Genomic DNA, 14,711 nt, shown 5'->3' on the forward strand with positions numbered 1-14,711 from the left:
TGAAACTCCTAATTATTCTCCAAGTACCTTCTCAATCTCAACCTCTAAATCTACCGGCTTCGTCTGTGGCGCAAAACGCCCTACTACTTTCCCGTCTTTTCCAATTAAAAACTTCGTAAAATTCCATTTCACTGCTTTCATACCGAGTAAACCTGGTGCTTGTTCTGTCATGTATGTATATAAAGGATGAGCCTTATCACCTTTCACATCAACCTTTGCAAACATTGGGAAGTTTACACCGTAGTTTAATTCACAAAAACTAGTAATATCCGCTTCTGTACCTGGTTCTTGTCCTCCAAATTGGTTACAAGGGAATCCGAGTATTTCAAGTCCTTGGTCTTTATATTTATCATACACCTCTTGTAATCCTTTATATTGCGGTGTGAAACCACATTTACTAGCTACATTTACAATAAGAAGTGCTTTTCCTTCGTAATCTTTTAACGATTTTTCTTCACCGGTAATTGTTTTAGCTGAAAAATCATAAACTGTCATTGTCTTTGCCCCTCTCTTCACTATCATTCTATGTTTATACTATACTACATTCGTGAATATACATCTCTTATTACGTACTTATAAGATATAATAATAACGCTTTATTTCCGTTCAAAATTCGACACATACTACTAGACTTTTATGATGGAAAGTTTTACAATTGAAATGTGAACAAAATGTGACAGTTTATATTCCATTATAAAAGAAAAGGATGGTGTCCATTATGAAAACTGCACAACATGAAACGATTTCAAATCGCGAGTTTTATTTCGTACTATATATGATGTTATTGTATGTTACTGGCTGGGTAATCGATGTAAATGGTTTATTCTTAAGCTCCTACTTTAATTTAGCAGGAGAAATTATGCTTCCATTAGTAGGCGGGATTGTTGGACTGTTCATTATGTCTATTAATAAACAACAAACGAAATAATAATATTACAAAAAGGCAGAAGACGAGCTTCGTTTTCTGCCTTTTTTCTATTTTAGCGTATAATAGAAACATGCAGTATATAAGGAGTGGTAAATATGAAAAAAGTAGAGCAATTATCTTCTCACCTATATCTGATTGATGATTTCGATTTACAACATAATGAACGAACTGGTACGTACGTTTTATTAGGTGACGATATTACTTTAATTGAAACTTGTGCAGCCCCTTCTCTTCCGTATATTTTAGAAGGCTTACAACAATTACATATTGATTTAAACGATGTTAAAAACATTATCGTTACACACGTTCATTTAGATCACGCAGGGGCTGCTGGTTTAATGATGGAAAAGTGCCCAAATGCTACTTTATATGTGCATTCTCGCGGTGCTCGTCATATGATTGACCCAACAAAACTCATTTTAGGTGCAAAAGCTGTATACAAAGAAGATTTTGATAAACTATTTGATCCAATTCTTCCTATAGAAGAAGAACGTGTTCGTATTGTACAACATGGTGATACGTTAAAAATTGCAAAAGACCGCACCCTTACATTTTACGATACACCAGGACATGCGAAGCACCATATTAGCATTCACGATTCATTAACAAACGGGATTTTCACTGGTGATACAATTGGAATTTATTATAGAGAACTCGCAAACGTTGGTGTAGAACTGTATCTACCATCAACGTCCCCTTCACAATTTCAACCAGATGCGATGATTGCTTCTAAAAATCATATTCAAAGTATGGATGTAGATACTATTTATTTCGGTCATTACGGCGCATCCTCTCATGTTACAGAAGTATACAATCAACTGGAACATTGGCTACCTATTTTCGTTCAGACTGGTAAGGAAGTCTTTGAAAAGTATAATGATTTCGATGAAGCTACTAAAGCTTTACAAACTTTGTTAATGGATAAAATCTCTTCTCATCTTACAAAGTTAAACGTTCCATCAGATCATTCCGTTTATAATATTTTACATCTAGATATAGAAATTAGTGCAATGGGCATTATTGATTATTTCACGAAGCAAGAAAAAGCAAACTCCACTATTAACTAACAGTAAAAGAAGAGATATACAACAGGAGTTATTGTATATCTCTTCTTTTTTTGAATATATTTTGAGTAAAGGATGGTGGAATATAATGCAAAAAGTGATGCTATACCTCTGCTTTACATTATTTATCGTCTTATTATTATTTGTAGGAGTAAAAATTCAATTTTATTTAGATACAGACACGCAAGTGAACTTTAACGTTTATCCAAGATTATTCTACTTTACACTCTTCCCTCTTATAGTTGGCATTTTATTACGATTCCTTCAATCTATTAATCGCGAAACAAGTAAACAAAACTGGAGCTTTCAACCGGATAAATTTATTGCTATTACAGTGCCTACACTATTCATTTCCTTTTCCCCAGCACTACTCTTTTCACCACTTGCAGAATACCTACCTTATTTAGTTAATATTATTCTAATAAATACAACTTTTGTTACGATAATTAGTTTAATAGCTGGTTATTCCCTTTTAGATTGTTTTATACAAAAAGATAATGCAAATATGAAAAAGTATAATTGAACACTCTTTTTTGTTTCAATAAAAAAGCTCAAAGCTAAGGCTATGAGCTTTTCTAATTATTGCACCCTTTCATTTACATATTCCATAAACTGCTCTGCTTTAATAAATCTTTCTTTGTACGCTTCAGGTACTTCTTCTATTGTTATCCCCCCACTCGATTTCGTTTTTACTAAAACGGTTTGATATGACATTAATGCTTCCATATATTGTTCATACTCTTCAGGAGTTAATACCTCTTTACTAGACTTATGGCCATTTAATTTATCAAAATACGGATGAAGCTCCATTACCACCTTTTTCAATTCCTCTTTTTTAGCCGGTAATAATTGATCATAATCAATATTACCGTTCGAATCTCCGTACGTAAGTTTTGCATTTGTTAATTTTTTTAGTTCTTTTGTAAACTCTTCATATTCCTTCGTACCCATTTCATCTTTCGCCTCTGATAATTTTGCACTAAAACGCATATACGCCTCTAATGTCATCGTTCCGGCATGTTTTTTTAAATTCTCGAAAGATCCGTATATACCATCCGCCATAATAGATTGATACGCAAAACCAGTCGTCGGGATTAAAAGAGCTGCTGCAAGTACTCCTGCGATAAGGCGTTTCTTCCTCTTACTCCCGCCGTGCTTCATTTTTATTTGCACGATTACTTTTTCTTTTAAATCCGGCGGGGCAACAATACCCTTTGCTTCTTCTTGTATAGATTCCCTAACTCTACAATCTAAACTCATTTCACATTCCCTACCTCTCCTAAAAAAATTTCTTCTACTTGCTCTTTTTGACGTAGTTTCTTTAATGCCGCATGAATTCTAGATTTCACTGTACCGATTGGAATATGTAATATTTGTGCTACTTCTTCTTGTGAATAATCGTGTAAGTATCTTAAGATAATAACTTGTTTCAATTTATACGGTAATTTATGAATGAGTTCGATTAGTTTTTGGTTTGATATTTTACTTACAACATCGTTAGAAAAATCAATTTGCACTGGCTTTCTTTGCTCTTCTGCTTTTTTTATAATTCTTAGTCGCATCCACCTCTTTCTTCTATAAGAATGAATTTGTTTAATCGCAAGCCCAATTAGCCAAGGGCGAAATGGCTTCTCGCTATCATATTTACGAAGCGATTCATATAGCTGTATGTATACTTCTTGAACGACATCATCTACATCCGTTTTATCTTCAATTAAAAAATGTGCTGTTTTATATACTTCTTGAATCGTTACATCATACAATTCGCTATACGCTTCTTTATTGCCTGATAAAGTTAATTGAATTAAATGTGCGTAATCTATTTCACCCTTCATATTCCAGCCCTCCTTTGTCTTACACTATATATTGGTAGGTAATTCATATTTCGTTCGATTTTTCCGAAAAAGTTTTTTATATAAATTAATATAATGATCCACTGAGTTCATAAGCTTCACTTATAACCACACATAACTATTATATAATTTTCCAATTTCTGATAAAGATTTAAAATAATTTATATAGTCAAATTTAGGAGGACATATAATGAAAGCTATCGTTGTAACGTCGTTCGGTGGTCCTGAAGTGATGAAATATACAGATTTTGATATACCGGCTATTTCAGAAGATCAAGTTTTAATTCGCGTAGTTGCTACTAGTGTAAATTTCGCTGATATTAAATCACGTTATGGCAAAAAAGGAAATAAAGCACTACCTTTTATTCCAGGTATAGATGCCACTGGTATTGTAGAACGTGTCGGTTCTCATGTGAAAAATATTCACCCTGGACAACGTGTCATTGCTTTTCCTCAAAATGGATCTTACGCAGAATACGTTGTTGCAAATGAAAATCTTACTTTCGTATTACCCCATGAAGTTGACTTTCAAACTGCAGCCGCTTGTCCAATCGTATCTTTTACAAGCTATAATTTACTCGCAAATGTTGCAAGGCTTCAACAAGGTGAATCTGTACTCATTCATGCGGCTACTGGCGAAATTGGCACTACTGCTATTCAACTTGCTAAACTATTAGAGGCTGGAACAGTTATAGGCACTGTCGGAAGTGAAGCAAAAAAAGAAATTGCTTTAGATGCTGGAGCTGATTATGTTATTTGTCATCAAGATGAAGATTTTGTAGAGAAAGTCAATGAACTGACAAATGGTGAAGGGGTTGATGTAATTTTAGACTCTATTTCTGGAACGGTTTCTGAAAGAAGTTTAAACTGCCTTGCTTATTACGGTCGCCTCGTTCATTTCGGTAATGCTAGCGGTGAAATTGGTAACTTTCAAACGAAAGATTTACATGCAAGTTGCCGCTCTATACTCGGTTTTAGCTTTGGAACCACACGAAAAAAGCGTCCTGAACTGCTCCAAGAAACTGCAAATGAAGTTTTCCGTTATTTGCGTGACGGACGTTTACAAATTAAGGCTACGAAATCTTTTCCACTTCAAAATGCAGGGAAAGCACATGAATGGGTCGAAAGTAGAAAAAGTACAGGGAAAGTAATACTAACTGTTTAGTCCTCTTCCTGAAATGAATACTGGAAACAGAGGTGGCATTCATGGGATCACGAATTATGCATGTTATTATCGCTAGTGGTATTGCTGAGAAACTATCTATTCACGATAAGACTTCTTTCTTACTTGGAGCTGTAGCCCCTGATGCTGTTCATTCAAAAAAAGAAAAAGGAACCTCACATTTTTATGCCGGTACAACGAAGAACTATACGAGAAGAATAGATTATGATTCATTTTTTCATAAATATGAATCACATATAGATTCCCCATTTATTTTAGGCTATTATACCCATCTCATTGCCGATGATAATTGGCTAAGTGGATTTTTTCTACCTTGGCTAAAAAATAGAATAGAGAATGACGAAACTATCGCCCCCTGTACTATAACGATTTTAAATTGTTAAATGCAAAGTTGCTTCATCATTACGATCAAGAACAACAGCTTTTCTCTCTTCTCAATCAAGAGGCTCACATTGTGGATATTGAAGAGGTTTCTAAAGAAAACGTTTTAGAATTTCGAAAGTATCTTTTTGAAGATATGTTATATCCAAAGCAACATTTGCATGAAGACTTACAAGTATTTACGTTTGACCAAATCGTTGGCTATATTGAGACAGCGATTGAAAAAGGAGTATTTTTTATTAAACAACTCTCTAATGAAAAATCCACTTCAAAAATTTAATCCCCCTCAAATATATTTGAGGGGGATTTTCACATAGCAATATTATTATTGGTTCTTCTCCATAACCGCAAAATAATTCCCTTCGCTATCAGCAAAGTTAAACACTTTACCAGAAGGCATAGTTACCATTTCTCCAACAGTAACATTTTTATTTGTTAAATCTGTATATAATTGATCAAGATTTTCTGAGAAGAACATTAAGGACGGTGTACCAAGATTCAATTCTGGGCTCATTTTAGAAATAACTTCTTTATTATGTAATATAATGCTCGTTTCTGCACCGTTAGTCGGAGCAATTTCAATCCATCTCATTCCTTGTTTGTTATCTTCCTCTGCTACTACATGAAACCCTACCTTTTCCGTCCAAAAATTTACTGCCTCATCTTGATTATTTACATATAACATAATTTGTCCGACCTTATGAATCATTTGTATTCCTCCTATTGTTTTTATATTCTATGTAACTTTCTACAGATGCTATCGTTATTCCTTTTGAGTTGGTATGTACTTCTTTGCAAAATTTATCGACTGACTCATCCCATCCAGTTCATCAAAATAATCATTTCTTTCAATCATGTTATATCCATCGAATCCAATTTTATCTAATACTTTGAAGAATATATCGAAATCTACTTCACCATTCCCTACTGCTACTTCTATATACTTAGTTGAACGATCACTTTTCACTTCTTTACAATCTTTAATATGAGTTTGTACTATATAATCTTTTAATAGTAATAAACCTTCTCCCGGATTTTCATTTACATCACTTATTAAATTTGCTGGGTCAAAGTTAACAGCTAGTCCTTTCGAGTTTGCAGTTTCTAAAAATCGTTTTAATACTATTGCTTTTTCAGATCCCGTCTCAATAGCAAAGAATCCCCCAAATTTGAACGCTAATTCCCCTATCTCATAACAAACCCGTACCATTTTATCATAGTAGGCACTTTTTTCATCATCTGGAACTTTTCCAATATGAGCTGTTATGATCTTTGCCCCAAGCCCCAAACCTCTGTCAGTAATATATTTAAACTGATCTATTGCACTCTCAGCTTCTATTCCCATAATTCCATTTTCTCCAAAACTAATTGCTAATGATGGAATCTTTATTCCATTAAAAGATAAGCTTTTCTTTAAAGCATTCCATTCTACCATTGAGATATTAGCTAAGTTAAAGTTTTTATTCATAGCATATAATTGAATATATTCTAAATCCCATTCCCTTGCTTTTTGTATTCCTTCGTTTACTTCAATATGTTTCGTATTTAAAAACATTCCTAATTTCCTATCCATATGTGTACCTTCTTTTTATTATTTCGTGTCAGTTTAATATTCGACTTTTTTTATATTATTTCCTCGTATAAACCAAATAAATAAACTACCCTTTTTTCGATACTCCCAGTAGAAGCATATATATGATAGGCACATTAAAAACACTAATACAATTCCCATTATCGCTTGTTTACAAACAAAAAAGACGTAACTACAAATGGTTACGCCTTCCCTATCATTTATCTAGGCTTTTTCTTCCCAGTAAATGCTGGTTTCTTTTTCTTTGGTGCTTTCGGTTTCGTTTCTACGAATGATCCTTTGAACATTTCTTGCTTCGTAAATACGATGCCTAGTTTTTTCGCAAACTGCAGTAATTTGCGCTCTTCTTGTGGAGTTACAAGAGATACGACAGTTCCTTCTTTACCCATACGTCCAGTACGTCCTGAGCGGTGAATGTATTGGTCTACTGTGTCTGGTAATTCTAGGTGAATTACGTGTGTTAAATCGTCAATATCGATACCGCGCGCTGCAATATCAGTAGCAAGTAGAATTTCTAATTTCCCTCCGCGGAAAGCACGCATTGTCGCTTCACGCTCTTGTTTACTTGCTTCTGCATGAAGAGCCGCTGCTTTCATTTTACGGAATTTCAATTTCTCAGTAATTTCATCTAAACGGAATGGGTCGTTTAAGAAAGCAACTGCTTTTACATCGCCCATATGCATAATTCTTCTTACGTAATCATTTTTTTCGCGTCGCTCACAAATGATATACGTATGCTCAACTAAGCTTTTTGATTCTGCACGTGTTACACGTACTAATTGTGGTTCAACTGCTAAATCACGTGCCGCATCTTCTGCCGCTTTTGTCATTGTCGCCGAGAAGAATACTAATTGACGATCGCGCATCGTTGATTTAATTACATCTTGCACTGCGCCCATCATTTTTTGCTTTACAATTTGATCAAACTCATCAAATACAATTGTTTTTACTTCATGCATTTTTAGCTTTTTCATACGAATTAATTCTAAAATACGGCCTGGTGAACCGACAATTACTCTTGGGTGTTTCTTTAATTTTTCAACTTGGCGCTTAATATCTGCACCCCCAATTAAAGATGCACCTGAAATTTCAGTTCCTGCTGTAAACTTTTGAACCTCTTCATGAATTTGCATTACAAGTTCACGTGTTGGCGCTAAAACAACAACTTGTGGCTGTTTTACTTCAGGATTAATTTTATGTAAAAGTGGTAATAAGTACGCTAATGTTTTTCCTGTTCCAGTTGGAGATTCAGCTATAACGTCTTGTCCTTCTAAAATAGTTGGAATCGCTTGTTTTTGAATTTCAGTTAACTCTTTAAAACCAGCCTTCTCCCAAGCTTGTTGTAAAAATGGTTGCATATCTTTTATCATTTGTTTTTCTCCTTTATCTCTATTTTTGAAGAAAATGCTGTATTGTTCGCACCGTTTCTATCATGTGTGAAATAACAGCTATTAAATCATCAACATGGTCTTCTGTAATCGCTTTTTGAAATAGAACCTCTACCTTATTATGATATGAAATCGCTCGCTTATTATATTCGTATGAAACTTTCTGCATAATCATTCTTTCTTTTCCCCATATAGAACGCATTAATGTTTCAATTTCTTCGCATTTTACTTCTGGTTGTTCTAACGGGAATGAAAATGCTAGCTTCATTTCACAACCTGGTGTAAACTGAGGCACTTCTAGTATTTCACCAGACAAGTTCTTTGCATCCACAGATAATGAAAATGTTGCTTCTACTAATGGTTCAAACGGTTCTGTTAATTGAAATGAGATATGATATATACGACTTAATGAAGCAAGATCCATCATATCTTTTCGATCTGTTACAAGAATATCTCCATGTAGATCAAAATCATACACAGCACCTTCTACGATTACTTTTAAATTGTCAAAAGCAGTTGGATCAAACATAATTTCCTCCAAAAAACAGGCGCCTTTCGATGGAAAGGCGCCACTTGATGTATATATAGTTTACAGATAAACGAGATGAATTACAACCTTTTAGAATAAACCTACTGCTTTTCCATCTTCATTTACATCCATTTGAAGTGCTGCTGGTTGTTTTGGAAGACCTGGCATTGTTAACATTGTACCTGTTAACGCAACGATAAAGCCTGCACCGATAGATGGTTTTAGCTCACGAATTGTAACGATAAAGTCAGATGGACGACCTAATTTTGTTGCATCGTCAGAAAGAGAGTATTGTGTTTTCGCCATACAAACTGGTAGGTTACTCCAACCTTCTCCTTCATATTGAGCTAATTGCTTACGTGCTTTCGGAGCAAATTCAATATCTTTTGCGCCATATACTTTTTGAGCAATTGTACGAATTTTTTCTTCTAAGGGTAATTCTAATTCATAAAGTGGTGCGTAGTTGTTTTCACCTTTTTCGATTTCTTTTAGTACTTTTTCAGCAAGGTCAACTCCGCCTTGGCCACCTTTCTCCCAAACTTCTGTTAAGGATACTGCATAGCCACGCTCATTACACCACTCTTGTAAGTATGTAACTTCTGCATCTGTATCTGTAATGAATTTATTAATTGCAATTACGAAAGGCACACCGAAGCTTTGAATTGTTTCAACATGCTTCTGTAAGTTTTCCATACCTTTTGCTAATGCATCTACATTTTCTTCTTTTAATTGATCTTTTGCAACGCCGCCATGCATTTTAAGCGCACGAATCGTCGCAACAATAACAACTGCTTCTGGTTTAATGCCAGCTGCACGAGCTTTAATATCTAAAAACTTCTCAGCGCCTAAATCAGCACCGAATCCAGCTTCTGTAATAACATAATCACCTAATTTTGCTGCCATTGTTGTAGCGATAACACTGTTACAACCGTGAGCGATATTCGCAAATGGTCCGCCATGAATGATAGCTGGTGTATTTTCTAACGTTTGTACTAAGTTCGGCTTTAATGCGTCTTTTAATAATAGTGTTAACGCACCTTCTACACCTAAATCTTTAACCGTTACAGGTTGATTTGCAAAGTTATAAGCAACTACGATGCGAGATAGACGCGCTTTTAAGTCTTGAATATCTGTTGCAAGGCAGAATACGGCCATAATTTCAGATGCTACTGTAATGTCAAAACCGTCTTCACGTGGTACACCTTGTACAGGTCCACCAAGACCAATTACTACGTTACGAAGGGCACGATCATTTAAGTCAACACAGCGTTTCCAAACGATTTTACGCGTATCAATTCCAAGTGTGTTTCCTTGTTGGATATGATTATCAATAAACGCTGCTAATGCGTTATTGGCAGTTGTGATCGCATGGATATCTCCAGTAAAGTGAAGGTTAATGTCTTCCATTGGTACGACTTGTGAAAAACCGCCACCTGCTGCTCCACCTTTTAATCCCATCGTCGGTCCAAGAGATGGTTCACGAAGTGCAATTACTGTTTTCTTACCAATTTTGTTAAAAGCTTGACCTAAACCAACTGTTACTGTTGATTTACCTTCTCCAGCTGGAGTTGGGTTAATCGCTGTTACTAAAACAACTTTACCGTCTTCCTCATCTTGTAAGCGCTTAAAAATATCAAGAGATAACTTACCTTTATAATGCCCGTATGGCTCTAATTCATCTTCTAAAATATTTAAATCAGCTGCAATTTCTTGAATCTTCTTCATACTCGCTTCTTGTGCGATTTCAATATCGGATTTCACTGTTGTAGTAGTTGTCATATACCCTAGTCCCCCTTTAATTGGTTCTGATGATATTGTATCAGTTTTTTGTATTTTCTGCACTTATTTACCTCCTAAAAATTCTTTCATTTCTTTATACGTTTTTTAACATAAATACCCATAAGAATGTTAACGATTGTTGTAACTCTGTAGGTAGTTGACCTAACATCTTCTCATTTACTCCGCGCTTATATACGCCGATGCCATCTATAACTTTAAAACCTTGTTCTTTCGCTAACTGTTCAAATTCCCAAGGCATCATTGTATTACAAACAACGTCTTTTCCGTACAAGCGAGGATAACTATTCTCTCGTGGCTTTGCTGTCGGCCCTAAAATTGCAATACATGCATATCCATCTTTCTTTAACACACGCTTTATTTCATTTAACGCTCGTAATGGCTCTTCCGTCCATTCTAAAGAATTAATTGCCATAATTGATTCAAATTGCTCATTTTCAAATGGTAATGCAGAAAGATCTCCTTTTATAAAAGATAAATTCGGTCCTTCTCCGCGCTCCTTACCTTTTTGAATCATCACTTCCGATAAATCTACTCCCACTGCTTTATAGCCTGCGCGACTTAATTTATATGTACCGTAACCATCACCACAACCAACATCGAGCACTTGTGCTTCTTTCTTCACGTATTGTTCAAAAAACGGAATAATTGTACTTCTGCTACCACTGTCCCACATCTCTTGACTATTTTGATTCCAAAACTCTGCGCTACTATCCCATTTCTTTTCTGCTGATTCATGCCAATTAAATTTCGTCATACATTCCCCTACCTTCACGCTTTATCACTCATTTCATTCTACATCATTTTCCAAAATTCCTGTTTTATCCCGCTTGCAGTAAGACACCTACCTCAAAATTCAATGGATGCGGACCAGTTAATGGGAGAGAACTGCTCATAAAAATCCAATTGTTACTGGCTGATAATCAGTCGTGATGGAAAAAATCCCTCACTTTATCTTCAATAGGAGATGGATATGTTAACGATGGAATACGTATTCTCCATTTTTTGCTTTACTTGGGTTTAACTCATACTCATGCTCTTCTCATTTTGAAAGATACTATAGATACACCCAATTGAAAGAGAGGGATGTACATGCGAAGAAAGAGAAATCATCATTTTAAAAGTGGTGAAAAAAACGAAGAGTATGCTGCTGAAATATCACCAGCTGGCATTCCAATTAGACATAAGCGTAAAGAAATTGCAAATGAGATAGAAGGTACAAATACCGGCGCAATGGTAGGCTATGTCGCCTTATTTCTTTCGTTATTCTCCATTGCTTTTTATCCCGTTACGCTCGGCTCCCTAGCAATTTTAGTTGGCCTATTAGCTGTCAATTTCGGAGCAAGAACACTTGGATATACAGCAATTGGTTTTGGTAGTTTTTCTGTTTTATTTACTTTACTTTATCCGCTTGCTTTGTCAGCGTTTTAAAAAAACACACCAAGTTATACTTGGTGTGTTCATTCATGATACAACATAATATGACCGCATCCACAACAATGTTTCGCTGTAATTTCTTGGAAAACAGGATAATTCTCTTCATCTCGATGCTCAATAAATACTTTTTCAAATCGATACATGTTTGGTGCATATGCCCAATCTTGTTTCGTACGTGCATACAAAGTGGAGGAAAAAAACTCCTCACCACCGCAAACGATACATGTATTCTTCATTACTACCCCTCCTATGCTTGTCTTACTTCATCTATATGAACATAAGCATAAGAAAAAGACCTTCTATTACTAGAAAGTCTTCTCTGAAACAAAAAGAAATGTACCAAACATTCCTACTCCGCTATATTCTTTCGTAACATCAGCTTCTGTTTTAAATGTTTGCTTTACAGTCATAAAGAATACACCATTTCGTGCATCTGTACTTTCAAATTTTAATTTTTCTTTTTTACCATCTACATTTTGTGTGCATTCAAAACTACTCTCATCACATTTCAATGCATACTTATCCTGTACATACACTTTAAAATCTGATTCTTTCGGACAAGTTATAAGTAATATTGCCACGAGAATAATACTTATAATACCCACAATTGTATAATATTTCTTCATTTGTACTCCTTTCAAATGACAAGAAAACTTGACTTCATACGCCAAGTTTTCTTAGTCAACAACCCATTGCCACTCTTGTTCTTTCTTATCAAAAATGAGCCAACCTGTTTCTGTTGCTTCCTCTTTCAATTCATCGATATTATCTAACACCTCATCCGTACTTTCATACGAACCAACTACATATACCGGAATTTCAAGACCTCTTCTTGACTCAATCTTCCCTGCTAGATCTATGTAAAGACCATCTTCCATTAGTGGAATCAGTCCCATGATCAATTCTTTTGAAATTGCTGGGAAAATTTTTGATTTTTGGAAGAAAGAAAAACGTTTCTTACCGAAAGCACCGAGTTTATACGGAATAACTTTACTTAACATTCCTACAAAATCAGCAATTCTACGATAATACACTTTGTTGTACCATCCGTCATCATGTGAAAAATAAACAAATCGATTTTTCAACAGCGGAAAGAATGTTCTTGCAAGTGGTTCTTTTTTGTGAGCCAAATATAATAATTCTGCAATTTCTTTCGGCTCTAATTCATCTAAATCGCTTGCATCATCAAAATCTACCCAACAAAATTCATCAAATTCATCAATCTCTGCTTGAATTAACTTATGTATATTTTCTTCCTCAACATATTCAAATAAAGTATGATAATGAAAATCCGTCCATTCAAAGTTGTGCTTCAAAAGCAACACTTGATGAAGCGGTGAAGGGATGTTACTCGCAAACTCTTTAAACGTAATTCCTGATGTAATAAAACAATGACCTCGACGATTACCATTAATATATATCATATTCTTTACTTGGTCAGATCCTCCAGACAAAGCACCTAGCCACCTTCGTTTTATATGTTTCAATTCTATAGCATATTTTAACATGAAAAATTTTAGAAACATAGAAAAAACTTCAAAAACTATTTACAATTTCATGTGTTTTATTACATAGTGATTACAAGAAAAAACGCCTGCTCATAAGCAGGCGTTTTTAAAGGATTTCATCTGGGTTTTGAGGATGATGATTTCCCTCTTTCTTTTCTTCTTTTTGGAACATCGATTGAATTTTATCAATTGTTTGTGGAGCTAATTCAATCATTTTTTCTGCTAAATGTGTCGCATTTTGTAGATGAAGAATATTTACTCCATCTTTATTCACCACAAGAAATGCTACTGGTGTAATCGAAACACCACCCGCGCTACCGCCACCAAATGCAGCGTTACCGTTCGCTCTTTGTCCATCATTCGTTTGGAAATCAGAACCTCCTGCTCCAAAACCGAACGCTACTTTAGAAACCGTTAACACCACACCACCGTCAGCCGTTTGAACAGGCTCTCCAACAATCGTATTTACATCAACCATTTCTTTTAAATTTTCCATTGCTGCTTTCATTAACCCTTGAATTGGATGATCCACCGTTCATAACCTCCTTTGTCATATCTTTCCTAGTTTTTCCGAAAGTTTGTGAACTAAACATAAAATTTTATATTGATTTCAAAAAACTTAAGTTGTAATATTTAGAAAAATAAAAAAGAGGTCGACCTACTAATCACTTTAATCACCTTACATAATTAAATTTTATTTTAGAAGTTAAAATACTCTCCTATAAATTATTACTTTTTTACCACCAAAACTTACAATACACACTTTCTTTATGCCTTACGTTTCGATATACCTTTTTTATTTTTCCTTTGATATCTTGGAGTTTCTCTTTTATGTTGCTCCCACGTTTTATTAAATGACTGAAATTTAAACTTGCAATATGCTAATAGCTGAAATCCTGCTGCTGCGATGGCTATCGTATACAGTGAACTCCCCCCCACTTAGTATCTCTTATGAGCATACCCCTAAGTGGGGGCTTCTCGGTTCATCGCTACTTTTGATAGCTAACGAATTTGTCCTAGGACAGCCGAGCTAACTCCCTTGTTCCAAAGGT

General features: G+C 35.0%; 18 protein-coding genes and 1 pseudogene. 6 read left to right on the top strand and 13 right to left on the bottom strand.

Features of this window, described 5'->3' with window-relative positions:
* Positions 1-12: 12 nt before the first annotated feature.
* Positions 13-495: a glutathione peroxidase gene (gene bsaA / locus MKY38_RS11670; RefSeq protein WP_000219434.1), complete on the bottom strand. Its 483-nt coding sequence runs from the start codon at positions 493-495 to the stop codon at positions 13-15.
* 223 nt (positions 496-718) lie between these two features.
* Between bsaA and MKY38_RS11675 the strand changes: the two genes are divergently transcribed.
* The 3 genes from MKY38_RS11675 to MKY38_RS11685 all read left to right on the top strand — a co-directional run bounded on the left by MKY38_RS11675 (position 719) and on the right by MKY38_RS11685 (position 2,515).
* Positions 719-928 carry a DUF3925 domain-containing protein gene (locus MKY38_RS11675; protein WP_000844984.1) on the top strand — a complete coding sequence of 70 codons (210 nt, stop codon included), beginning with the start codon at positions 719-721 and terminating at the stop codon, positions 926-928.
* A gap of 95 nt (positions 929-1,023) precedes the next feature.
* Positions 1,024-1,995: an MBL fold metallo-hydrolase gene (locus MKY38_RS11680; RefSeq protein WP_065223585.1), complete on the top strand. Its 972-nt coding sequence runs from the start codon at positions 1,024-1,026 to the stop codon at positions 1,993-1,995.
* An 85-nt stretch (positions 1,996-2,080) separates the two neighbouring features.
* Entirely contained in the window at positions 2,081-2,515 is a 435-nt protein-coding gene (locus MKY38_RS11685; protein ID WP_001174543.1) for a hypothetical protein, read from the top strand.
* A 56-nt stretch (positions 2,516-2,571) separates the two neighbouring features.
* Here the strand turns inward: MKY38_RS11685 and MKY38_RS11690 are convergent, their stop codons facing one another.
* Together MKY38_RS11690 and MKY38_RS11695 are read right to left on the bottom strand one after the other, a co-directional pair.
* Positions 2,572-3,252: a DUF3600 domain-containing protein gene (locus MKY38_RS11690; RefSeq protein ID WP_114555987.1), complete on the bottom strand. Its 681-nt coding sequence runs from the start codon at positions 3,250-3,252 to the stop codon at positions 2,572-2,574.
* Positions 3,249-3,827, bottom strand: a complete 579-nt coding sequence (locus MKY38_RS11695) for a sigma-70 family RNA polymerase sigma factor (protein WP_000675556.1) — start codon at positions 3,825-3,827, stop codon at positions 3,249-3,251. Before MKY38_RS11695 ends, MKY38_RS11690 begins: the two co-directional genes overlap by 4 nt.
* Positions 3,828-4,035: 208 nt before the next feature.
* Here MKY38_RS11695 and MKY38_RS11700 point away from each other — a divergent pair, with 208 nt between their 5' ends.
* A complete protein-coding gene (locus tag MKY38_RS11700) occupies positions 4,036-5,010 on the top strand; it encodes a quinone oxidoreductase family protein (RefSeq protein WP_114555986.1) in 975 nt (324 codons plus the stop codon).
* Positions 5,011-5,051: 41 nt separating this feature from the next.
* Positions 5,052-5,689, top strand: a pseudogene (locus tag MKY38_RS11705) (zinc dependent phospholipase C family protein).
* 45 nt (positions 5,690-5,734) lie between these two features.
* Here the strand turns inward: MKY38_RS11705 and MKY38_RS11710 are convergent.
* From MKY38_RS11710 to MKY38_RS11735, 6 genes are all read right to left on the bottom strand, one after another.
* Positions 5,735-6,118, bottom strand: a complete 384-nt coding sequence (locus MKY38_RS11710) for a VOC family protein (protein WP_000581478.1) — start codon at positions 6,116-6,118, stop codon at positions 5,735-5,737.
* A 54-nt stretch (positions 6,119-6,172) separates the two neighbouring features.
* Positions 6,173-6,982: a sugar phosphate isomerase/epimerase family protein gene (locus tag MKY38_RS11715; protein ID WP_114555985.1), complete on the bottom strand. Its 810-nt coding sequence runs from the start codon at positions 6,980-6,982 to the stop codon at positions 6,173-6,175.
* Positions 6,983-7,200: 218 nt separating this feature from the next.
* Positions 7,201-8,370 carry a DEAD/DEAH box helicase gene (locus tag MKY38_RS11720; RefSeq protein ID WP_000588613.1) on the bottom strand — a complete coding sequence of 390 codons (1,170 nt, stop codon included), beginning with the start codon at positions 8,368-8,370 and terminating at the stop codon, positions 7,201-7,203.
* A 19-nt stretch (positions 8,371-8,389) separates the two neighbouring features.
* A complete protein-coding gene (locus MKY38_RS11725) occupies positions 8,390-8,917 on the bottom strand; it encodes a hypothetical protein (protein WP_000460220.1) in 528 nt (175 codons plus the stop codon).
* A 90-nt stretch (positions 8,918-9,007) separates the two neighbouring features.
* Positions 9,008-10,696 carry a formate--tetrahydrofolate ligase gene (locus tag MKY38_RS11730; RefSeq protein WP_013141915.1) on the bottom strand — a complete coding sequence of 563 codons (1,689 nt, stop codon included), beginning with the start codon at positions 10,694-10,696 and terminating at the stop codon, positions 9,008-9,010.
* Between the two features lie 94 nt (positions 10,697-10,790).
* Positions 10,791-11,471, bottom strand: a complete 681-nt coding sequence (locus MKY38_RS11735; RefSeq protein WP_000160043.1) for a class I SAM-dependent methyltransferase — start codon at positions 11,469-11,471, stop codon at positions 10,791-10,793.
* 335 nt (positions 11,472-11,806) lie between these two features.
* Here MKY38_RS11735 and MKY38_RS11740 point away from each other — a divergent pair, with 335 nt between their 5' ends.
* Positions 11,807-12,145 (top strand): hypothetical protein, encoded by a 339-nt coding sequence (locus tag MKY38_RS11740; RefSeq protein ID WP_001253201.1) that lies wholly within the window; start codon positions 11,807-11,809, stop codon positions 12,143-12,145.
* A 29-nt stretch (positions 12,146-12,174) separates the two neighbouring features.
* Here MKY38_RS11740 and MKY38_RS11745 read toward each other — a convergent pair whose 3' ends face one another.
* From MKY38_RS11745 to ytfJ, 4 genes are all read right to left on the bottom strand, one after another.
* Complete coding sequence (locus MKY38_RS11745) at positions 12,175-12,387, bottom strand: hypothetical protein (RefSeq protein ID WP_000798747.1); 213 nt, start codon at positions 12,385-12,387, stop codon at positions 12,175-12,177.
* Between the two features lie 69 nt (positions 12,388-12,456).
* Positions 12,457-12,777: a hypothetical protein gene (locus tag MKY38_RS11750; protein ID WP_065223581.1), complete on the bottom strand. Its 321-nt coding sequence runs from the start codon at positions 12,775-12,777 to the stop codon at positions 12,457-12,459.
* A gap of 51 nt (positions 12,778-12,828) precedes the next feature.
* The gene (locus tag MKY38_RS11755; RefSeq protein WP_000014087.1) at positions 12,829-13,605 is read right to left on the bottom strand and encodes an oxalate:formate antiporter; all 777 of its coding nucleotides are present in this window, start codon (positions 13,603-13,605) and stop codon (positions 12,829-12,831) included.
* 160 nt (positions 13,606-13,765) lie between these two features.
* A complete protein-coding gene (gene ytfJ, locus MKY38_RS11760) occupies positions 13,766-14,191 on the bottom strand; it encodes a GerW family sporulation protein (RefSeq protein ID WP_000349986.1) in 426 nt (141 codons plus the stop codon).
* Positions 14,192-14,711 lie beyond the last annotated feature (520 nt).

The sequence above is a fragment of the Bacillus sp. FSL R5-0585 genome (genome assembly GCF_038004545.1).
GTDB classification, from domain to species: domain Bacteria; phylum Bacillota; class Bacilli; order Bacillales; family Bacillaceae_G; genus Bacillus_A; species Bacillus_A cereus.

Excerpts from the sequence above, each read along its gene's own strand:
- bsaA (WP_000219434.1), bottom strand. The coding sequence starts at position 495 with ATGACAGTTTATGATTTTTCAGCTAAAACAATTACCGGTGAAGAAAAA.
- MKY38_RS11675 (WP_000844984.1), top strand. The coding sequence starts at position 719 with ATGAAAACTGCACAACATGAAACGATTTCAAATCGCGAGTTTTATTTC.
- MKY38_RS11680 (WP_065223585.1), top strand. The coding sequence starts at position 1,024 with ATGAAAAAAGTAGAGCAATTATCTTCTCACCTATATCTGATTGATGAT.
- MKY38_RS11685 (WP_001174543.1), top strand. The coding sequence starts at position 2,081 with ATGCAAAAAGTGATGCTATACCTCTGCTTTACATTATTTATCGTCTTA.
- MKY38_RS11690 (WP_114555987.1), bottom strand. The coding sequence starts at position 3,252 with ATGAGTTTAGATTGTAGAGTTAGGGAATCTATACAAGAAGAAGCAAAG.
- MKY38_RS11695 (WP_000675556.1), bottom strand. The coding sequence starts at position 3,827 with ATGAAGGGTGAAATAGATTACGCACATTTAATTCAATTAACTTTATCA.
- MKY38_RS11700 (WP_114555986.1), top strand. The coding sequence starts at position 4,036 with ATGAAAGCTATCGTTGTAACGTCGTTCGGTGGTCCTGAAGTGATGAAA.
- MKY38_RS11710 (WP_000581478.1), bottom strand. The coding sequence starts at position 6,118 with ATGATTCATAAGGTCGGACAAATTATGTTATATGTAAATAATCAAGAT.
- MKY38_RS11715 (WP_114555985.1), bottom strand. The coding sequence starts at position 6,982 with ATGGATAGGAAATTAGGAATGTTTTTAAATACGAAACATATTGAAGTA.
- MKY38_RS11720 (WP_000588613.1), bottom strand. The coding sequence starts at position 8,370 with ATGATAAAAGATATGCAACCATTTTTACAACAAGCTTGGGAGAAGGCT.
- MKY38_RS11725 (WP_000460220.1), bottom strand. The coding sequence starts at position 8,917 with ATGTTTGATCCAACTGCTTTTGACAATTTAAAAGTAATCGTAGAAGGT.
- MKY38_RS11730 (WP_013141915.1), bottom strand. The coding sequence starts at position 10,696 with ATGACAACTACTACAACAGTGAAATCCGATATTGAAATCGCACAAGAA.
- MKY38_RS11735 (WP_000160043.1), bottom strand. The coding sequence starts at position 11,471 with ATGACGAAATTTAATTGGCATGAATCAGCAGAAAAGAAATGGGATAGT.
- MKY38_RS11740 (WP_001253201.1), top strand. The coding sequence starts at position 11,807 with ATGCGAAGAAAGAGAAATCATCATTTTAAAAGTGGTGAAAAAAACGAA.
- MKY38_RS11745 (WP_000798747.1), bottom strand. The coding sequence starts at position 12,387 with ATGAAGAATACATGTATCGTTTGCGGTGGTGAGGAGTTTTTTTCCTCC.
- MKY38_RS11750 (WP_065223581.1), bottom strand. The coding sequence starts at position 12,777 with ATGAAGAAATATTATACAATTGTGGGTATTATAAGTATTATTCTCGTG.